The sequence below is a fragment of the Streptomyces sp. NBC_00162 genome (genome assembly GCF_024611995.1).
Taxonomy (GTDB): Bacteria; Actinomycetota; Actinomycetes; order Streptomycetales; family Streptomycetaceae; genus Streptomyces.
This window is the reverse complement of record NZ_CP102509.1, coordinates 653,715-671,446: the sequence shown is the minus strand read 5'-3', so window position 1 is coordinate 671,446 and position 17,732 is coordinate 653,715. Positions and strand designations below refer to the sequence as shown.

The following is a 17,732-nucleotide window of genomic DNA, read 5'->3' as shown; positions in this document are numbered from 1 at the left end:
CCCCCACGCCTCGCCTTTGACAGCGATCCGGCCCCTCATCGGTTTGTCGCACAGCCGTGCCCCATCCCCACGGCAACGCGATCAATTATCAAGACACATGCTTTCCGGCGCATACCAGGTCCGTTGTGACGTTCGCCGACGAGCCGACGAGCCGACGAACGTTACGCCTTGCTCGGACGCCCAGGCCGTCAACGGCCGCCGCGCGTTCTGTGCCAGACAGGCCGTCATCCGCCAGAACCCGCTACCCGGCCGGTACAGCCACGGTTTCCGTACCAGCATGCGGTGACCCTGCGCATCCAGGGGACGGCCGAGCAGATCCACGCCTCGCCACCTGCCCGCCGACGTCGCGATCGTGACGGAACTGCCGTCCCCTGGCGGCGCAGATCCGGGGGCCGAGGGCTGGTGCTGTGTCGAGAGATCGGTAAGCCGGCCCCAACCGTTAGGCCGGCGCCCGGGCCGGCTGGGGCCCGTGCCCGATCAGGTCCTCGTACACCGCGACCTTGTGCCGGACCAGGTCCAGGCTGCGGCTGAGCTCGGCGATCTGCGCGACGACCCGGGCCTCGTGCTCGCGCAGCAGGGCGAGGCGCTCGGGCTCGTTGCCGGCCCCGGACCGCGCCAGCTCGGTGTACCGGCGGATGACGGGCAGCGGCATGCCGGACGCGCGCAGGACGACGCAGAGGTTGAGCCAGTCGACGTCGCCCTCGGTGTAGACGCGGCGGCCGCCGGGGCGTCGCGCGGGGGCGGCCAGCAAGATGCCCTCACGCTCGTAGAAGCGCAGGGCGTGCACGCTCAAGCCCGTTCGCTCAGCCACCTCACCGATGCCCAGACCCGCTTCGACCTGCGTCAACGTCCGCCCCGTCCTGTCGCACTTGATCTAGACCCGACTCTAGATCGTAGAGTCCCGGGCACCAGGGCGGACAACGCCCGTCACCGACAAGGGGGTCGACCATGCGCTACCGCGTTCTCGGCGGCACGGGCATCGAAGTGAGCACGTACTGCCTCGGAACCATGATGTTCGGCTCCATCGGCAACCCGGACCACGACGACTGCGCGCGGATCATCCACAGCGCCCTCGACCGGGGCATCAACTTCGTCGACACCGCTGACATGTACTCGGCGGGCGAGTCCGAGGAGATCGTCGGCAAGGCGCTGCACGGGCGCCGCGACGACGTTGTGCTCGCCACCAAGGTGCACTTCCCGATGGGCGAGGGCCGCAACCGCGGCGGGAACTCGCGGCGCTGGATCGTAACGGAGGTGGAGGAGAGCCTGCGGCGGCTCCGCACCGACTGGATCGACCTCTACCAGGTACACCGGCCGGACCACACGACCGACGTGGAGGAAACCCTGTCCGTACTCGGCGACCTGGTCCGTGCGGGCAAGATCCGCGCTTTCGGGTGCTCGACGTTCCCCGCCGAGGAGATAGTCGAGGCCCACCACGTGGCCGAGCGCCGGGGGCTCCAGCGGTTCCGGACGGAGCAGCCGCCCTACTCGCTGCTGGCGCGCGGCGTCGAGGCGAACGTCCTGCCCGTCGTCGAGCGGCTCGGCATGGGCGCGCTGACCTGGAGCCCGCTCGCCTCCGGCTTCCTGACCGGCCGCTACCGCAAGGGCCGGCCCATCGACCTCGGCAGCGGACGGCCCGCGCTCCACCCCGCCCGCTTCGACCCGGCGCTGCCCGGAAACGCTGCCAAGCTCGACGCCGTGGAGGAGCTGGTGGGGGTGGCCGAGCGGCTCGGCTGCACGCTCCCCGAGCTGGCGGTGGCCTTCCCGCTCGCGCACCCGGCCGTGACCTCGGTCATCATCGGGCCGCGCACCCTCGGGCAGCTCGACGACACCCTCAAGGGGGCCTCGGTCGTCTTGGACGACGCCGCCCTCGACCGGATCGACGAGATCGTCCCGCCGGGCACCAACGTCTACCAGCCCGACGGGGTCTGGCGTCCGCCGCACCTCACCGACCCCGCGCGGCGCCGCCGCCCGCAGGCCTCCGACCGCGCGGCGGGCTGACGGGCCATGGCATCACGTCCTCGTCCCCGTGAGGCGTACGGGGAGGCCGGCTGACCAGGTCGTCGATCGGCCGACGCGTGACGCCCAAGAGGGGGCGCCGGGGTCGGGCGCGGCGGTGGCCCTGACGGTGGGCTCAATGCTGGACGCGCCTGCGATAGTGGTCAGCTCTTACCTGAGGTTCCCCGTCGTCACGTTTGGGCTGAAGACGCCGACTGGGGGGCTCATCCGTGGCGGTCCACCTCGAAGCCGGTGCCCCTGACGTCTGTGTCGTTGGGGCTAAAGGGAGGAGATTGCCTTGATAACTGAGGCCAGCAGGCCCAGGAAAGCGCCCATGAGCACCAAATACCAGGCCATGAACTGGTTGAACAGCTCACTCAGCCGGCGTGCATTGTCGCCGCCCTCGGCCAGAATCTCTTTCACGTGGCGAGCGGTCGCTAGCTCCATGCGAATCAGACTTGGGAGCTTGAACAGCCCGTAGGGACCGCTGAGGGGCACGATGAACGACCACTTGACCAGCTTGCCGGCTTCGGTTCTCTTCAGTAGGTCCTCATACTCTGTGAACGAGAACCACGCTCGCATTCCGGAACCAAGCACTGCCAGCAGCGCCCCCACTGCTGCGATCCAATGGGCCAAGGCTGTTAATCCTTCCGATGGCGTGGCACTACATGCCATGCCACTGCAACTCCGAAAACCCTGCGGAGTTGCGGCCTTGGCCCGTCCTATTTCTTGTTTGGGTCTAGCCCTCAGCTTGCCGTTTCACCTTCGCTGCCCGGCGAAGGAGGTTCGTCTTCGGCGGTGAGGGTTACTTGGGCGGTCCATGACCAGGGTTCCTGGGGCGGATCCCAGTTCACCTCGACGTCAGTGTCGTGGACGTCGCGCGCGAGTTCCGTCACCATCACCGCCGCCGCGGCCCGTGCGTCTTGTGGGTCTGTGTTGATCGAAATGTCCAGGCGCCCGCAGAACATTCCGCCTTCCATGGTGAGGACGCTGGTGCGCCAGCCCTCCGGCGTCGCCAACAGGACGATCCCTTTCGGAATGCCGAAGACGGGCTGCTTCTTCTTCTCCTTCTTGCGTCTCGCCATGCCGCTATCCAACATCGCCGGGTTGGTGGTGATGAGTTTGGGTGGAGGATCAACCGCCGCGGCGCGGTTTGGTGCCTGTCTTGTGGTGAGTCGGCCGACTGCATGCCTCGCCGGTGGCGAGGACGCGGCCGGCGTCGTAGCGGGTGGCGGGCCGCCGGTTCTTTGAGCCGAGCGGGCGGCCGGGGCCAGGCCGTGTCTGACCAGGTGGGGGAGCTGTGAGCGACGATGTCCAGTCCGTCATCCCGACCGATCCGGAGTGGCAGCCCGACCGCGATGCCGCTGATCGCGCGGCCTCGCTGGTCAAAGAACTGACTCCCGGCGTTGCCGGCGGCGTGGACATGGAGATCGACGTGACGTGGAACAACGCGGTGACCGCCGTGGATTATGGGGGCAACCTGGAGAGCGTCGGCTGCCCCATGTGTCAGGCGTCGATCGACATGCAGTGGTCGGGAGACCTCCTCGAGGCCAACGGCGACGACAGTTTCACCACCCCCTCGCCATCGATGCTCCGTGCTGCGGAGGATAAACAACCGTGGACGCACTGAACTACGACTGGCCCTGTGGTTTCGCCCGGTTTGGGATCGCCGTCTGGAACCCGAGCGTCTCAGGTTCAGCGAGGACGAGCTGGCAGCGGCGGCAGCGGTGGCGAGGCGGTAGGAGTCGGTGCCGGTTTCGATGATGCTGCCGTCGAAGGTCAGGCGGTCGACGATGGCCGCGCACAGGCGGGGGTCGGTGAAGGTCTTGGCCCAACCGTGTCGCCCACTCCTCTGCCGCGGCGGGGTGCTGTGCCGGTGCTCTCCGCATGCGACTGCATCCTTTGGCCTACTGTGTTCTCGGCCCTGTGGAGGACGATCTTGCGGCACCGCTGGGAGAGGGTTGATCCGTGCGAACAACCATCGGATACACCGTCGAAAGCATCGGCTACGTCGTAGGAGCCCAGGGGCTTGTCAGCTTCGCTTCGCAGACCCTCTTCGGCACGGAGTGGGGCTGGTTGCACAAGGTCGTCGACCTTCCGTCCACCGCCTACCTCGGCATTGTTGTCGTCGGGCTGGCGCTCATCGTCGGCGGGGTGAAGACGCGGAAGGGACCCGAGCGCCAGGAGGTCGCCTGACCGGCGGGCCTTTCAGCCCGCGACTCCCATTTCCGTGTCGCAGCGGTCGAAGCCCGCAGGCCGCCCGCAGCGCTCACGACTTGCCGGGGTTCTGTCCCCAACCGGCCGGCCCGCCACGGCCCGGGGGAGTGGTCCCCGGGCGGCGAGGCCGTCTCTGCTGCGCTGTCACGGCGAGCAAAAGGGCTTGCCGCTCTTCGTGATGGTCACCCTGGCCGACATCACCGACCGCTACGCGGCGAAGGAAGTGCTGTTCCGGCTGCGGCTGATGCACCCGGAGATCACGATCGTCTGGGCCGACTCGTCCTACGCCGGACGGCTCGTGACCCTGGGCGACGAACTACCTGAACCTGACGGTCAAGCGGTGAGTCAGCCCAAGGACGCCAAGGGGTTCGTCGTCCTGCCCCGCCGCTGGGTCGTTGAACGGTCGATCGCCTGGGTCATGCACGCCCGCCGGCACGCCCGCGACTACGAACGGCTGATTTAGCACTCCGAGTCGCTCATCAACTGGGCAGCGATCACGCTGATGACCAGGCGAATCACCCGCCGCACATCCCGCCGGGACCGGCCAGCCCGCCTCTCTCGAGGCCCAGCGGGACTGCCCGCAGTCACCGCCGCGAACGCCGACCGCGCCTTCCGACTCACGCACCCTCGCACGGAGCTGCACGGCTCGTCAGCACCGCAGCAGGGGCAGGTGTACGCAGCCTCCCACCGTCTCCACCGGCGCTTGGCAGCGCACTTCGGCATCTTGCCGACCGACATGCACAGGTCGATCACCACCAACGCGCCGAGCTGCCGACCGGCGAGGACTTCAAGGAGCACCCCTGACCTCGGTCTCGGTGGACCTTGGCAAGCGCACCCCCTGATCCGGGCGCCGCCCATGCCCGCCGCGCCGGGTGCCGACGGGCCGGCCGTTCCAACGCTCCCCGTTCATCACCGCCACGTCCTCGGGGGCGATTGATCGTTCCCGGGCAGGATCGGCGAAGATCGAGGTTCCGGTTGCGCGGGCCCGATGTTCCAGCCGGGCAGTTGTGACATCCAATCCAATGGGAAAGCGAGATAGAGATGCGTGCGTGGAGTCGTGCCGTACCAGCAGCGGCGGGGGCTGTGGTTCTGGCCGTGGCGCTGACCGGCTGCAATGACCTGGGCCTGGGCAAGAGCAACAGCTCCAGCTCCCAGTCGCCCAGTTCCGGTTCCAAGGCTGGCGCCAAGAAGACGAAGTTCGCTCTGGGTGAGGCCAGCCCGGCGCAGGAGAGTTCGAAGACGCGATCGGCGGATGCCAAGTTCACGGTCACGCCGACCGAGGTGAAGACCGGCACCAAGGCCGACATGGACAACTCCGGCCTGAAGAAGGACGACAAGGACGGCCCCCAGATACCCGTCTACGTCTGGTCGACGCTCACCCACAAGAGCGGCACGGCCATGGAGATCAGCGACATGGACGACGACCTGGTCATCAAGACGGACTCGGGCCAGCGAACCCGTGCCCTCCTCGTCATGATGGGTGACGCGAAGTGGCCCAACTGCCCGGAGCCGGACTCGGAAAAGCAGCTGACCCAGGGCCAGTCGGAGAAGATCTGCACCGCCTTCCTCATCCCGGAGGGCCGCAAGCCCGTCGCGGTGGAACTGCTGCAGGGCTTCCACGGGGAACCGCTGGAGTGGCCGGTCACCAACTGACCGGACGCGAGCGGCAGCTCCGCACGTGAGCCAGGCCGGGCGGGCCGGTAGGGTCAGATCCAGCTCGTGCCGGCATGGGTGTGCGGGTCAGGCCCGGTACCCAGAGCGCTCTGGGGGTAGTAGCCGGGCCGCCGCCCCGCCCGCCGGATTCGACGGGCGGCCAGCAGCGCCAGGGTCTTCGGCCGGGACTCCAACCGCCCGCCTCTTGGCGCATATGGCCTCAGCGGGATCAGAGCACGAGACCCGCACCGGCTCCTGCGGCGTTCCGCCCGCCGGGCTCCGCCATAGTCTTGACCATGTTGACGTGGCCTTCGACTACGCCTGAGCTCCAGTGGAGGGTGAGTTCAGCGGTGACGGCGCCGAGGTCCTGGCGCAGGAAGCTTGCGAAGCCGCTCATCGGTTTCGGGGCGTCTTGTTCGGCTTGGCGGGTCCATTCGATGTCCGCCCCCCCACGACGCACGGTGGATCTTGGTGGTCAGTCCTCCGCAGGAGCGGCACCGGCCGGGGCCTTTTGCGGGCCCCGGCGGCGTGCTGGTGTGCACGGATGATGGTGGAATCGACCGCGGCAACCCAGTCGAGGTCTTCGACTGCGTCGGCCTGAGGTAGTAGAGCTGAAAGCGCCTTGCCGCGCCCCGAACTCTGCGGGAAGTCCATCCACGGTGAGCCGTGCTTCGCCCGCCTCGAGAGCTCGCGTTCAGTCGCACAGGTCTCCCAATACGAGAGCCCCACCTGTCAACAACCTGCGTCAGTTCCATACCTAGACCCAGGCCGCGCCGTGTCGACCGACGGCGTGCCGGAGGACGCCGGCTGGGGAGCCGCCCCGGACGCCGGCGGACGCTCGGCGCGGAGCACGCCCGCGGCCGCAGCCGCCGCCGCGCAGAGTGCCACGGGCAGCAGCAGGGCGAGGTTCAGCGGTACGAGATGGGTCAGCGGGCCGATGACTGCGGGTCCTGCCAGCATCCCGAGATAGCCGAGCCCCGCGACCCGGGAGACATGGGCGCCGGCCGCGTCCTCCTCGGTATGTCCGGCGGCACTGAAGAACTGCGGTACGCAGCCGGACAGCCCGAGCCCGAAGACCGCCCAGCCCGCCAGCGCGAGCACCACCCACGGCGACAGCGCGGCGACGGCCAGACCGGCGCCCGCGGCGGAGGCGCCGTAGCGAACGACGAACACGGGCCCGGTGCGGGCAGCGACCCGGTCGGTGAGCAGCCGGCCCACCGTCATGGCCGTGGCGAAGGCACCGTAGGCGAAGGCCGCGGTGGCGGCGGACGCGCCGAGTACGCCCTCCAGGTGCAGCACGCTCCAGTCGTTGGCGACGCCTTCGCAGAGCATGAGCAGCAGGGTCAACACGGCCAGGACCCACACCCGTCGGGGTGTCCGCCGCCGCCGTGCCGGGCGTGCGCCGTCGGCCGCCGTACCGGTGGACGCCGTGGCGACGCCGACGGCCGTAGCGTCGGAGCGGGCGCAGCTGGGAGCGCCGCCCCGAGGGCTGAGGAGAGCCGGAGTGGCGATAACAGTCACCACGAGACCGGTCACGGCGACGGCAGTGAGGGTGACTCCCAGGTCCCACCCCCAGGTGATGAGCCGCGCGCCGACCAGCGCGGCGAGCACGCCGCCGAGCGAGAACACCGCGTGGAACGCAGACATGACGGGTCGGGCGTATCCGCGCTCCACCTGGATGGCGTGGGTGTTCATGCTGACGTCGAGCCAGCCGTTGCCGAAACCGAGCAGGAACAGCGCCACCCCGAGGGTCGGCGCGTCGACGGCCAGGGCCGGCAGCACCACCGCCGCACTGCACAGCGCGGCACCCGCAGGCACGACCCGGCGGGCGCCCATGCGGTCGGTGAGGCGGCCGCACAGCTGCATCCCGGCGAACGCACCACCGCCCAGCAGCAGAAGGAGCCACCCCAGCACGGCATGGCCGATCCCCGTCCGGGATTCGACCGCGGGGATGTGCACGATCCACATGCCCATCAGGAAGCCGTTCAGGGCGAAGAAGGAGAACGTGGCGAGTCGGGCGGCTCGTAGGGTTTGGTTCATGTCAGCAAACATAACGAACAATTATCGTGTTCGATAGCTTGACTATCGAACGCACTTGGTGTGCAATGCTTTCATGGGGACTACCGAACGACACCGCCGGATCGCCGCCGCCGTACGGGAGGCGGGTGAACTGAGCGTGGCCGAGCTGGCCGCGCTCGCTGACTGCTCCGAGATGACGGTGCGCCGTGACCTGGAGATCCTGGCAGAACAGGGCGTGCTGGAACGCTTCCGCGGCGGTGCACGCAGCCTGCTCCTCCGTGGAGAGGAGCCGCCGTTCGGACTGCGGGCTCAGGAGGGGGCGGAGGTCAAGCGCCGGATCGCGGCGGACGTCGCCGCGCTGATCGCCGATGGCGAGTCCGTCGTCATCGACAGCGGGACGACGTGCCTGGAGGTCGCCAGGGCACTGCGCGACCGCCGCGTCACCATCATGCCGTTGTCGCTGCACGCCGCCAACGCGCTGACCGGCTCCCCTTCGGTGCGGCTGCTGCTCCCGGGCGGCGAGCCGAGGCCGGGCGAGCTGGCGCTGACCGGCCCCCTCGCGGAAGCCTCCCTCGCGGCGGTCCGTTTCGACACGGCCGTCATCGGCTGCTGCGGCCTCACCGCCGACGACGGGCTGACCGCCTACGATCTCGCCGACGCGGCTGTCAAACGTGCGGCGATCGCGTCCGCCCGGCGCACCATCGCCGTTGCCGAGGGAGGCAAACTCTCCCGCACGGCCCTGGCGTTCGTGGCGCCACCCACCGCGCTCCACGCCGTGGTCACCGATGAGTCGGCGCCGACCGAGGTGACCGATGCGCTGGCGACGGCCGGCGTCACCGTACGGAAGGTATGAGGCGGACCATGACGTCCCAAGGCACCGTCCTCTTCGACCTGTTCGGCGTCATCGCACAGCACCAGTCCCCGGAAGCGAGAACGGTGCTCGTCTCGACCGCCGGGGCGCCCGCGCCCGCCTTCTGGGAAGCGTACTGGCGGCTGCGCCCGCCATACGACCGGGGTGAGCTGACCGGTCCGGCCTACTGGCACGAGGTGGGGACGTCTCTGGGCACACGCTTCGACGCCGCACGCATCGGGGCGCTCATCGAGGCCGATATCTCCGGCTGGAGCGCGGTCGACGGGGATATGGTGACGCTCATCGAGGAGCTTGCGGCAGCGGGCCGGCGCCTCGGCCTGCTCTCCAACATCCCACCGGAACTGGCCGCGCACTACGAAGCGCACCACGCCTGGCTGAGGCACTTCGAGGTGTGCGGGTTCTCCTGCCGGATCGGTCACGCGAAACCCGAGCCGGGCGCATACGCGTGGTGTGTGCGGGCGCTCGGAGTCGAACCGGCGGACGTCCTCTTCGTGGATGACAGGCAGGAGAACGTGTGCGCGGCGCGCGCCGCCGGTCTGCGCGGTGAGCTGTTCACCGGCCTGGACGAACTGCGCGCGACACTGCGGGAGCACCGGCTCGACGCGGCCGCCGCGGGCCGAGGCCGGACCGGCAACTGACCGCCGGGGTGGCCAGGGGCCGACGTGTGGGTGCGCGGGATATTTTGGTGCTGTGCGGTCGTCAGGGCCGTGCTCCCAAGATCAACCTCGCCGATAGGTGCTGTACCGATGCGGGGAGCGGCAAAGGGAACGTCGCCTTTTGCCGCCGGGCACGATCAGGGGCGGTCGGGGCGCAGGGGGAGGCTCGCTCCGGCGCGTACGGAATGGATGGCGCCGCAACGAACGGTGATGCGGATCATTCCAGGTCGTACGCGGTGTCGTGCCTTGGCTGATACAGACCGAGCGTGCCCGCGCCCGGCACAGCCAGGGTGGTGACCAGTCCCCAGCCCTGGTGGGAGATGTCCGTCGTGAATTCGACCCCCTTGGCCTTCAGATCCGTGACCGTGGCGGCGAGGTCGTCGCACATCAGGAACAGCTCGCTGTTGCCAGCGGCCTGCGGATCGGCTGGGTGTACAGCCAGTTCGCCAGGTGGGGATTTGAAGATGAGCCAGCTGTCTCCGGCGTCGATGTGCGGGAACTCGAGCACATCGCGGAAGAAGGCGCGCGTCGCCTGCGCATTGCTCGCGTAGATGATCGTGTGTGCACCGTTGATCACCTGTGGAAGCTACCAGCCCGTTGAGATTTACCCGCCGGACTCGCCGCGCGACTGCTAGCGCGCTACGTCCGATGAGCACGGCCCCCGCTAGGGCCTGCTGTGGAAGTGGCGTCGGCAGTCGTCGTTGAAGACGAGGTATCGGTGGGCCTTGCGCTCGACTTGAGCAGTCAGAGCAAGGATTTCGTGCACCGCCTCGGCTTCTTCGGCGGCTGAGCCTTCCGCCAAAGCCCGGAGTTCCGGGATCAGGACCCTGAGCTGCGACCGGTTGAACATGGTGTCGTCGTATGGATCGACGCATCCGAGCAGCGGCAGGTTCTCGCTCGTCGCTCGTCCGCAAGCCGGTGTTGGGCGCGAAGTGCGCCCTCGTGGCTCTGTGCGTCCAAGGCGTCCAAGGCGTCCAGGGTGTCCAGGAGCCGCTGGGCGCGGTCACCCACATCGGGCGAGCGGCTGAGGTCGCTAGATAGAACACGCTCGATGAAAGACACTGCCTGCCTGGAGGAACAGAACACCTGCTCTTCCACCGTGCGCCGTGCTGCTGGGAGCTGTCGCCCGGTGAGGGGATCCACGGCAGGACCTTTTCCATTACAGCCACCAGGCTCAGCGCCCCCAACAGCCCATTCTGCAAAAGGAGTTGCCCCAGGTATCCCGTCTTGCGAGACTCCGGTGGCCCTTGCGGCAGCAGGCCGCGCGGGGTTCCACGCATGTCACGTGGGGGGATAGTTTTGATGAAACACACGATGCGTCGCGCCCTGGCACGCACCGCAACCGGGCTGGGGCTCGCGCTGGCGCTGGCCACGGGTGGCCTTGTGACGGCAGCGGCTGCGCATGCGCAGCCGGTGACGGAGGGGACCGTCAGCTTCAGCGGCGACCCAGGGGACTACATCAGCGGCGGTGGCTCCTACACCTACTCTGCTGGCACGGACCGGATCCAGGTGAGCGGGTCCGCGGCCCGCGGCCTGGTCGACGTCAGCATCAGCGGCGCCAACGGTGACTGGTGGTCCGTCTCCCTGTCTGCGCCGGAAGGCCAGCAGCTCCAGGCGAAGACCTACGAGGACGCCACCCGCTACCCGTTCAACGGGGCCAACGCTCCCGGCCTCAACCACGACGGCAACGGCCGCGGCTGCGGCACACTGACCGGGACCTTCACCATCTCGAAGATCAACTGGGGCCCTAACGGGTACGTCGAGGCCCTTGACGCCGTCTACGAGCAGCATTGCGAGGGTGGCGAGTCTGCCCTGCGCGGCCAGGTGCACGTCAAGAATCCGGCGGCCCCTGCCGAGCTTTCGCTTGGCGTCGGGGTGACGCTCGAGGGCCAGGCCAGCGCACTCAACGGCAAGGCCACCGTGCACGGCAAAGTCACTTGCAACAAGCCGGCCCAGGTTGACGTGTCGGGCCTGGTCACCCAGGTCAAGCGGAACATCTTGATCCGCGGCCCGTACAGCGCCACCGTGAAGTGCGTACCCGGCCCGCCGGTCGCCTGGAGCGCCCAGGCGGACCCCACGGGAACCACCCCCTTCCAGGGCGGTGATGTTGAGGTCAAGGCGACCGCCACCGCGGTCGACACCGACTACCAGGTCGCCGTCACCGCGAGTGACATCGCGGCAGTGCACCTGACCAGGGTGAAGAAGTAGCAACACGGGGAGGAACCCCGCGCCTGGCGACCGGGCGCGGGGCTTCCGCGTCCTGCCGACCCAAGGCGTTTCCTTCGGATCACCGTGCGGCCAGATCTGTGTGAGTGGCCGCCCCGAGGGCGCCCCGGGCATCTGGGCAGTGCAGCCGCTACCTAAGCTGGCGGCGTGACCAGCCACCTGCCCTCCTGTTCCTGCTGCGGCGACTCCCTCACAGACGAGCGGCGTATCGACGTCGGCTACAACCTGCCCGACGCTGCGCTCACCGCACCTGAAGAGGCCCGGCACCGGCTCGGCCCCTCCGCGCTGCTCCGGGTTGACGGCGTCGGCTCATTCATCCGGTGCCTGCTGCCCATCCGGCTGACGCACGAGACGGAACTCGTCCTGGGCATCTGGCTGGAGGTCGACGACGCCGCCCTCCGGAAGGCCCACGACATGTGGGAGGACCACGGCTACGCCGATCTCGCCTTCAGGGGCAGGCTCGCCAACAAGATTCGTCCCTGGGGCGACGACCTGCTGGGCGCCCCGTTCACCGCCCGGGTCGCCGACCCTGAGGAGCTGCCACACCTCGTCGTAGGCCACCACCCGACGGCCACCCGCGTCCTGGAAGACACCTGGGACCGGGACCACGTCCTCAGCCGCTTCCCGCACCAGCTCCCCGTCGACGTGCGAACCGACCTCGGCGACCACTGGTCCATCGTCCGCAGCGCGGGCCTCACCGCCCGGTTCGCCGACGGAGCGGACCAGTTCGCCGGGCCGGACCGCAGCGTCGCCGTGACCGTGTTCATGGACGACAACCCGGGACGTACCCCCGAGGACTTCCTCTCCGCACTGCTCGCCGGAGCCCCCGACAAGCTTCCCGCGCAGCGGCTAACCGAGCTTCTGCCCGGCGGTCTCCGCCACGCCTTCTGGCTGACCCCGGACGACCACGGCCGGGAACGGCACGAGTTCTACGGCTTCACGGTGCCGGCCTCCGGCACCGCCGCCGGGGTGTTCTGCACTCATGAAGAGCCCGCGGATCTCGCCTGGGCCCAGCACGTCTGGCGGTCCCTCACCTGGGCAGATCCGTCCTGATCCGAAAGAAGGGCCCCAGGCCCCGGCCATGAGTCCGGCCGGGCGACGGACCGCCCCAAACCCGCCGGCTCCGGAGGGTAGCCGACCTCGGCCGTTCTCTTCAGGTTGGCCAGCTGACCCGTCCGCTAGCGACCTGAAGTACATCTGGAACCTCGGCTTCATAGAACCGGAGGAATCCCATCCCGACCGCGCCATCCCCCAGCAGATGCGTTTCGTGAGCCCTTGTGGCCAGCCAGCAGAGCAGCTCGCCGACCTTCTCGAACTCGTCCGGGTGGATCTCCTGTCGGGACATCAGCGACCAGCCCTTCCGCGGCAGGTCCGCGCGACTGGCCAGTGCCGAGCAGAGCACACCACCCACCCGCGATGCCGCGCCGCGCCCAGCCAGTAGTGGATACGGATCGTCCTCGATCACCGGGATCCCCGAGTCGTCCACCACGACTGGGAACGCGGTGACGATGAACAGACGCTCTGGTTGCGGCCCGATCCCCAGATGCCAGCTCAGCTCGGCGAGCTCCTGCTCGGAGATCTCGTCCCGCAGGTCCACGGAAATCATCAGCTCGTAGATGTCACTCACCCGGTCACCCTACGACTGGCCGCCGACGAGGCGAGCGGCGCTGGTGGGCAGCGGACTGCTGCTGGGCCTCGTGGCGTTGGATGTGCGGCTGCCGTGGAGCCACCGCGCGCGCCTGGGCGCTCTCGAGGGGCAGTGTCGGCGTACACGTGACCGTGCCCAGCCGCGGGTATGGCCGGGCGTTTCTTGACCTGAAGTGTGATTGAGGATTTAGCGTGTTGCCTACTTGATCATCTGACGACGGGAAACACACCCATGATCCTCGTGACCGGAGCCACCGGAAACATAGGCAGTGCCCTGCTGAAGGAGCTGCACGCTCGCGGTGTCGGGCCGCTGAGAGGGTTGACCCGTGATGCCGCACGGGCCGTCTTCCCCGACGGGGTCGAGGCCGTGGAGGGCGACTTCGCAGAGCCGGCATCGTTGAAGCCCGTGCTGGAGGGGGTGCGCTCGCTGTTTCTCGTTTCGCGTCTGGGCCCAGACGCCGACATCCTCGAAGCCGCCCGGGAGGCGGGCGTGGAGCACGTCGTGCTGGTGTCGTCCATCACCGTCCAGACCCACCCGCACCTCGGCCCCGCCGGCGAGAACCTCGCGGTGGAGCAACTGCTCAAGGCAAGCGGCATGGCCTGGACGATCCTGCGGCCGACGCAGTTCGCCTCGAACGCCCTGATGTGGGCCGCTTCCATCCGTGGCCACGAGACCGTCCACGCGCCGTACGCCGAAACCGCGCTGCCAACCATCCACCCCGCGGACATCGCATCGGTAGCACGCGTGGCACTGACCGAGCCCGGCCACCACGGACTCACGTATGCCTTGACCGGTCCAGAGCCGGTGACCGCCCGACAGCAGGTCGAGGCCATCGCGGCAGCACTGGGTCGGGAGGTCCCCTTCGCCGAAATCAGCCGCCAGCAGGCCCACGCACAGATGGCCGCGGTCTTCGGGCCCGAGGCCGCGGACGCGGTACTCGACGTCACCGGCGGAGACGTGAACCACGAGCTGCTGATGGTGCGCGACACGGTTTCACAGGTCACCGGAACGCCGGCCCGCCCGTTCCAGCAGTGGGCTTCAGAGAACACCAACGCCTTCCGCTGAATCGCCTGGCCCGCTGCCTCGATGCGTTCCTGGGCCTCGGCATGGAGCCGGTCGACATCGACGGACTCCACCTGCTCAGGGTCGATGTACTCGAGGATGTCCGGGCCGCGCCCGTCGCGGGGTTGTGGTTGAGCCGGTCGATGATGCGCTGCTTGCGCTCAGCCATCGGCGGCGGGAGGTAGGCCGACGCCGCGCTCGGTAGGTCAGTGTGTGGGCTGGGGCGGCGAGGCTGTCGAGGGTGGGCTCGCTGTAGTCGTGGCGGACCACCAGGAGGTGGTCGGCGGCGTGGGCCAGGTCGGACAGCGGTTTGCGGACGTCCGGATCCTTCAGCTGGTCGGCGTGCACGGCCAGCACGCCTTGGTCGGCCAGGGGAAGCCCATGCGCGGCTTCCTGGGCGGAGATGACCGTGCAGTCCACGGTGGGCTGGAGTACCGCGACGATGGCGGTGATGTCGGCATGCAGCGCCGGAGGCTCCACGATGGTCAGGGGGTCTGCGTGCGGGCGGCGAGGTGGGCGCCGACGGCGACGAGCACTTCGCGGCCGCCCATGCCCTGGTCGTAGGCCGGCACAGACCTCAAAGGAGGCCCCGGGCCGACGCCGGCTACGTCCTGGGCACGAAGGCCCTGCGCCAGGACGCCCCGCAGGTGCGCAAGGTGACCGTCTCGGCCCTGCTGACCGTCGAGGGCCGGCGGGAGGACCGGATGGTGGAGGGGGCGGTGAGCAACCTCTCGCGTGACCTGCCGGTGTCGGCGGTGAGCTGGGCGGCGGTGCGGGCGGAGGTGCGCACAAAGAATGAATTGAACGCGTTCAGCCCGGCTGGCAGAATGGATCCACGCCGCCGTCAGGGCGGACGAGTTCATTTCGCCGTGCCACGAGGGGGTTGGCCGTGCATCAGAAGCGGTCGTACGGCCGGATGTTGCTGGTCTCGGTGTTGGTGGGCTGCCTGGAGGTCGCGCTCGCCGTCGTGGTGGTCCTCCTGTACGTCCGGACGCAGCCGCCGCCGGACACCCCGGTCGACCACAGCGCCCTGGTGGCGGGCCTGCTCTCCTTCGGCGTGATCGTCGGCGTGATCGCGTTCCTGCTGTCGCTGATTTTCGTGCTGCCGGCGGTGGCGTTGGCCGACCTGCTCGGCCGCCGGATCGGCGGCCGCGAGGCGTGGTGGTGGGTGCCGCTGGTGGTGGCGGCCCTGGTGACCCCGCCGATCGCGGCCTTCGCGGCGTACAACCGCATGGAGGCGCGGCCCGTGCTCGCCTTCTGGGCGGTGGCCACGGCCGCGCTCTCGATGGGCGGCCTGGTTGCCCGGCCCCGGCACCCGGGACTCGTCCGGCAAGTGGCGCTGTGGGGCACGGCGGTGGTGGCGGGGACGGGCCTGTTCGGCGCACTCGGGCTCACGGTCGGCCTGCTGCCCGCGTACGAGCCGCCGGCGATCGGTCCGGCGACCATGGCCGGCACCTGGGTCGATCACACGAGCGGCACGCTCGTCTTCACGTCGGACGGCCGGGTCACGGCCTCCGGCGTCGGCCAGCACCGCCCCGACGATCACCCCAGCGGCCCGTCACGGCGGTGCTCGGGCTCCGGCACCTGGTCGTACGAGCCTGGGCGGGACGTCTGGACCCAGGAGGTCCGCATCGACGTCCCGGGGTATTCCTGGCGGGCGTGGAGCGTCGGCGGCACCGACCGCAAGCCCCGGATATACCAGCACGTCGGTCACCCTGATTCCGGGAAGCTGTACGAGCTGCGGAAGGCTGCCGACGGCGCCTGACGCCGGAACTGTACTTCAGCGTCGCCGAGGTGAGGCCCGTCCAGTGTTGTGACCGGGAACGTTCACCGGGTTGTGGCAGCAGGGTGGTGTCTGCCGAAATTCGTTTCGTGTCCTGGGGAGGTGCCCCTACCGTGGCGCGGTGACAACTCAGATGATCATTCTCAATGGTGGTTCCAGCTCGGGGAAGTCTGGGATCGTGCGGTGCCTGCAGGCCGTACTGCCGGATCCGTGGTTGGCGTTCGGGGTCGATTCGTTCGTCGACGCGCTGCCCGCGAAGATGCAGGCGTCGGACGCGGGGATCGAGATCGGGGCAGACGGCCGAGTGAGCGTCGGGGCGGACTTCCGGGCGCTGGAGGCCGCCTGGACCGAGGGCATCGTTGCGATGGCCGGTGCAGGCGCCCGGATCATCGTCGACGACGTCTTCCTCGGCGGAGCCGCGTCCCAACAGCGGTGGCAGAAGGCTACGGGCGACCTGGCGGTGCTTTGGGTCGGCGTCAAGTGTGAGGGTGCGGTCGCCGCCGGCCGTGAGGTCGCACGAGGAGATCGAGTCCAGGGCATGGCCGCGTCGCAGGCAGATGTGGTTCACCAAGGGGTGACCTACGACCTTGAGGTCGATACGACGCATACCGAATCCATGGTGTGTGCGCGAGCCATCGCCGCCCACGTCAGTTGATCGGCAAACCAGCGCTCGGCCCCGCCCGGTCTGCAGCCGCGCGCAGCTCAAGCGGTGGCGATCCTGGACCGGCCGCCCCAGCGGACGCCCTTCTCGCTGCGGATACGGGCGCGTTCGCGTCGGTGTGCGGTCAGGACGTCGGGGCGGCGGGCGTGGTGGTTGGAGCCGGCGAGGGTGAACTGCCGTAGGCGGTCCAGTAGCGTCCGTTCCGTGATCGCCCTCGACGCCCTCGACGCCCTCGTCCGCCTCTGCCCGCCGCCCGCCGAACCGCCGCCCGCGGTGGACTGGGCGCAGACCGAGCGCGCCCTGGGTGCGGCTCTGCCCGCCGACTACAAGCAGCTCGTCGAGACGTACGGCGACGGCATCTTCGACGACACGATCTGGCTGCTCGTGCCCGACTCCGCCTACAGCGACTGTGACCTGCACGCGCAGACGACGGAACGGGACGAGATCTTCGCCAGCCTGTGGGAGTTCGAGGCGAAGCCCGCCGGCCTGCTGGAGGCGGGGGCGCGGGTCCTGCCGTGGGCGTTCGAGGAGGGCACGGGGGCGTTCCTGTACTGGCTGGCGCGGCCCGGTCAGCATCCCGACGAGTGGACCGTGCTCTACAACGAGGGGCGCGGCCCATTGTGGGAGCACCACGACATGGGGTGCCTCGCCTTCCTGCTGGCGGTGCTCACAGGAACGGCGGAAACGGAGTACTTCGGCCACCTCCACGAAGTGCTGAAGCCGACGGAGCACCGCTTCGCGACGGCCGACCAGACCCTCGGAACGTCTCGACGCTGACGCCGTCCGGCCTCTCCCGATGCCTGGTTCACCGCTGGCGCACCCAGCTGAGCGCCGTACCTGGCCAGACTGGCAAAGTACGGCGCTACGTCACACGAACGGGCTCGAGGCTGAGCGCGATAGTCGGCCCTTGAGCGTGCTACTTGGCCTCTGAGCGCGAT

At 69.1% G+C, this 17,732-nt stretch carries 22 protein-coding genes and 2 pseudogenes; 13 read left to right on the top strand and 11 right to left on the bottom strand.

Translation table 11 applies throughout. The features are described from left to right. Positions 1–439 precede the first annotated feature (439 nt). Entirely contained in the window at positions 440–811 is a 372-nt protein-coding gene (locus tag JIW86_RS03730; RefSeq protein ID WP_257552480.1) for a MerR family transcriptional regulator, read from the bottom strand. A 137-nt stretch (positions 812–948) separates the two neighbouring features. On the opposite strand from JIW86_RS03730, the gene JIW86_RS03725 reads away from it, so the two are divergent. Continuing rightward, entirely contained in the window at positions 949–2,001 is a 1,053-nt protein-coding gene (locus tag JIW86_RS03725) for an aldo/keto reductase (RefSeq protein ID WP_257552479.1), read from the top strand. 276 nt (positions 2,002–2,277) lie between these two features. Here the strand turns inward: JIW86_RS03725 and JIW86_RS03720 are convergent, their stop codons facing one another. Together JIW86_RS03720 and JIW86_RS03715 are read right to left on the bottom strand one after the other, a co-directional pair. Next, complete coding sequence (locus JIW86_RS03720; RefSeq protein ID WP_257552478.1) at positions 2,278–2,634, bottom strand: hypothetical protein; 357 nt, start codon at positions 2,632–2,634, stop codon at positions 2,278–2,280. A gap of 110 nt (positions 2,635–2,744) precedes the next feature. After that, complete coding sequence (locus JIW86_RS03715; RefSeq protein WP_257552477.1) at positions 2,745–3,083, bottom strand: hypothetical protein; 339 nt, start codon at positions 3,081–3,083, stop codon at positions 2,745–2,747. Between the two features lie 215 nt (positions 3,084–3,298). On the opposite strand from JIW86_RS03715, the gene JIW86_RS03710 reads away from it, so the two are divergent. Next, the gene (locus JIW86_RS03710) at positions 3,299–3,628 is read left to right on the top strand and encodes a hypothetical protein (protein ID WP_257552476.1); all 330 of its coding nucleotides are present in this window, start codon (positions 3,299–3,301) and stop codon (positions 3,626–3,628) included. Between the two features lie 99 nt (positions 3,629–3,727). Here JIW86_RS03710 and JIW86_RS03705 read toward each other — a convergent pair. Then, positions 3,728–3,835, bottom strand: a pseudogene (locus JIW86_RS03705) (ATP-binding protein); the annotation flags it as partial. Between the two features lie 131 nt (positions 3,836–3,966). Here JIW86_RS03705 and JIW86_RS03700 point away from each other — a divergent pair. The 3 genes from JIW86_RS03700 (at position 3,967) to JIW86_RS03690 (ending at position 5,868) form a co-directional block, all read left to right on the top strand. After that, on the top strand, positions 3,967–4,194 hold the full coding sequence (locus JIW86_RS03700) for a hypothetical protein (RefSeq protein ID WP_257552475.1): 228 nt from the start codon (positions 3,967–3,969) through the stop codon (positions 4,192–4,194). Positions 4,195–4,378: 184 nt separating this feature from the next. Then, positions 4,379–4,678 (top strand): transposase, encoded by a 300-nt coding sequence (locus tag JIW86_RS41565; protein WP_416237520.1) that lies wholly within the window; start codon positions 4,379–4,381, stop codon positions 4,676–4,678. Between the two features lie 620 nt (positions 4,679–5,298). After that, positions 5,299–5,868, top strand: coding sequence for a hypothetical protein (locus JIW86_RS03690; RefSeq protein ID WP_257552474.1), 570 nt, complete (start codon positions 5,299–5,301; stop codon positions 5,866–5,868). A gap of 229 nt (positions 5,869–6,097) precedes the next feature. Here the strand turns inward: JIW86_RS03690 and JIW86_RS03685 are convergent, their stop codons facing one another. Together JIW86_RS03685 and JIW86_RS03675 are read right to left on the bottom strand one after the other, a co-directional pair. Continuing rightward, positions 6,098–6,265, bottom strand: coding sequence for a hypothetical protein (locus JIW86_RS03685; RefSeq protein ID WP_257559636.1), 168 nt, complete (start codon positions 6,263–6,265; stop codon positions 6,098–6,100). A gap of 335 nt (positions 6,266–6,600) precedes the next feature. After that, a complete protein-coding gene (locus JIW86_RS03675) occupies positions 6,601–7,908 on the bottom strand; it encodes an MFS transporter (RefSeq protein ID WP_257552473.1) in 1,308 nt (435 codons plus the stop codon). A 73-nt stretch (positions 7,909–7,981) separates the two neighbouring features. Here JIW86_RS03675 and JIW86_RS03670 point away from each other — a divergent pair, with 73 nt between their 5' ends. Both JIW86_RS03670 and JIW86_RS03665 read left to right on the top strand, forming a co-directional pair. Then, positions 7,982–8,740 (top strand): DeoR/GlpR family DNA-binding transcription regulator, encoded by a 759-nt coding sequence (locus JIW86_RS03670; protein ID WP_257552472.1) that lies wholly within the window; start codon positions 7,982–7,984, stop codon positions 8,738–8,740. Positions 8,741–8,748: 8 nt separating this feature from the next. Beyond that, positions 8,749–9,396, top strand: coding sequence for an HAD family hydrolase (locus JIW86_RS03665; protein WP_257552471.1), 648 nt, complete (start codon positions 8,749–8,751; stop codon positions 9,394–9,396). Positions 9,397–9,631: 235 nt separating this feature from the next. Here JIW86_RS03665 and JIW86_RS03660 read toward each other — a convergent pair whose 3' ends face one another. Then, positions 9,632–9,991: a VOC family protein gene (locus tag JIW86_RS03660; RefSeq protein ID WP_257552470.1), complete on the bottom strand. Its 360-nt coding sequence runs from the start codon at positions 9,989–9,991 to the stop codon at positions 9,632–9,634. A gap of 737 nt (positions 9,992–10,728) precedes the next feature. On the opposite strand from JIW86_RS03660, the gene JIW86_RS03655 reads away from it, so the two are divergent. Both JIW86_RS03655 and JIW86_RS03650 read left to right on the top strand, forming a co-directional pair. Further along, entirely contained in the window at positions 10,729–11,622 is an 894-nt protein-coding gene (locus JIW86_RS03655) for a hypothetical protein (RefSeq protein WP_257552469.1), read from the top strand. Between the two features lie 165 nt (positions 11,623–11,787). Further along, positions 11,788–12,693, top strand: coding sequence for a DUF2199 domain-containing protein (locus JIW86_RS03650; protein WP_257552468.1), 906 nt, complete (start codon positions 11,788–11,790; stop codon positions 12,691–12,693). A gap of 100 nt (positions 12,694–12,793) precedes the next feature. Here JIW86_RS03650 and JIW86_RS03645 read toward each other — a convergent pair whose 3' ends face one another. After that, on the bottom strand, positions 12,794–13,267 hold the full coding sequence (locus JIW86_RS03645; protein ID WP_257552467.1) for a hypothetical protein: 474 nt from the start codon (positions 13,265–13,267) through the stop codon (positions 12,794–12,796). Between the two features lie 252 nt (positions 13,268–13,519). Between JIW86_RS03645 and JIW86_RS03640 the strand changes: the two genes are divergently transcribed. Next, positions 13,520–14,353, top strand: coding sequence for an NAD(P)H-binding protein (locus tag JIW86_RS03640; RefSeq protein WP_257552466.1), 834 nt, complete (start codon positions 13,520–13,522; stop codon positions 14,351–14,353). A gap of 75 nt (positions 14,354–14,428) precedes the next feature. On the opposite strand, the gene JIW86_RS03635 is transcribed toward JIW86_RS03640, so the two are convergent. Together JIW86_RS03635 and JIW86_RS03630 are read right to left on the bottom strand one after the other, a co-directional pair. Continuing rightward, positions 14,429–14,830, bottom strand: a complete 402-nt coding sequence (locus JIW86_RS03635) for a hypothetical protein (protein ID WP_257552465.1) — start codon at positions 14,828–14,830, stop codon at positions 14,429–14,431. Positions 14,831–14,954: 124 nt separating this feature from the next. Then, on the bottom strand, positions 14,955–15,140 hold the full coding sequence (locus JIW86_RS03630) for a hypothetical protein (RefSeq protein WP_257552464.1): 186 nt from the start codon (positions 15,138–15,140) through the stop codon (positions 14,955–14,957). A gap of 99 nt (positions 15,141–15,239) precedes the next feature. Between JIW86_RS03630 and JIW86_RS03625 the strand changes: the two genes are divergently transcribed. Together JIW86_RS03625 and cpt are read left to right on the top strand one after the other, a co-directional pair. Next, entirely contained in the window at positions 15,240–16,115 is an 876-nt protein-coding gene (locus JIW86_RS03625) for a hypothetical protein (RefSeq protein ID WP_257552463.1), read from the top strand. A 139-nt stretch (positions 16,116–16,254) separates the two neighbouring features. Continuing rightward, entirely contained in the window at positions 16,255–16,788 is a 534-nt protein-coding gene (gene cpt / locus JIW86_RS03620; RefSeq protein ID WP_257552462.1) for a chloramphenicol phosphotransferase CPT, read from the top strand. 47 nt (positions 16,789–16,835) lie between these two features. On the opposite strand, the pseudogene JIW86_RS42040 reads toward cpt, so the two are convergent. Then, a pseudogene (locus JIW86_RS42040) lies at positions 16,836–16,976 on the bottom strand (IS630 family transposase); the annotation flags it as partial. Between the two features lie 22 nt (positions 16,977–16,998). Here JIW86_RS42040 and JIW86_RS03615 point away from each other — a divergent pair. After that, positions 16,999–17,571, top strand: coding sequence for an SMI1/KNR4 family protein (locus JIW86_RS03615; RefSeq protein WP_257552461.1), 573 nt, complete (start codon positions 16,999–17,001; stop codon positions 17,569–17,571). The last annotated feature ends 161 nt before the right edge of the window (positions 17,572–17,732 follow it).

Excerpts from the sequence above, each read along its gene's own strand:
- JIW86_RS03675 (WP_257552473.1), bottom strand. The coding sequence starts at position 7,908 with ATGAACCAAACCCTACGAGCCGCCCGACTCGCCACGTTCTCCTTCTTC.
- JIW86_RS03715 (WP_257552477.1), bottom strand. The coding sequence starts at position 3,083 with ATGGCGAGACGCAAGAAGGAGAAGAAGAAGCAGCCCGTCTTCGGCATT.
- JIW86_RS03640 (WP_257552466.1), top strand. The coding sequence starts at position 13,520 with ATGATCCTCGTGACCGGAGCCACCGGAAACATAGGCAGTGCCCTGCTG.
- JIW86_RS03665 (WP_257552471.1), top strand. The coding sequence starts at position 8,749 with ATGACGTCCCAAGGCACCGTCCTCTTCGACCTGTTCGGCGTCATCGCA.
- JIW86_RS03670 (WP_257552472.1), top strand. The coding sequence starts at position 7,982 with ATGGGGACTACCGAACGACACCGCCGGATCGCCGCCGCCGTACGGGAG.
- JIW86_RS03655 (WP_257552469.1), top strand. The coding sequence starts at position 10,729 with ATGCGTCGCGCCCTGGCACGCACCGCAACCGGGCTGGGGCTCGCGCTG.
- JIW86_RS03725 (WP_257552479.1), top strand. The coding sequence starts at position 949 with ATGCGCTACCGCGTTCTCGGCGGCACGGGCATCGAAGTGAGCACGTAC.
- JIW86_RS03685 (WP_257559636.1), bottom strand. The coding sequence starts at position 6,265 with ATGAGCGGCTTCGCAAGCTTCCTGCGCCAGGACCTCGGCGCCGTCACC.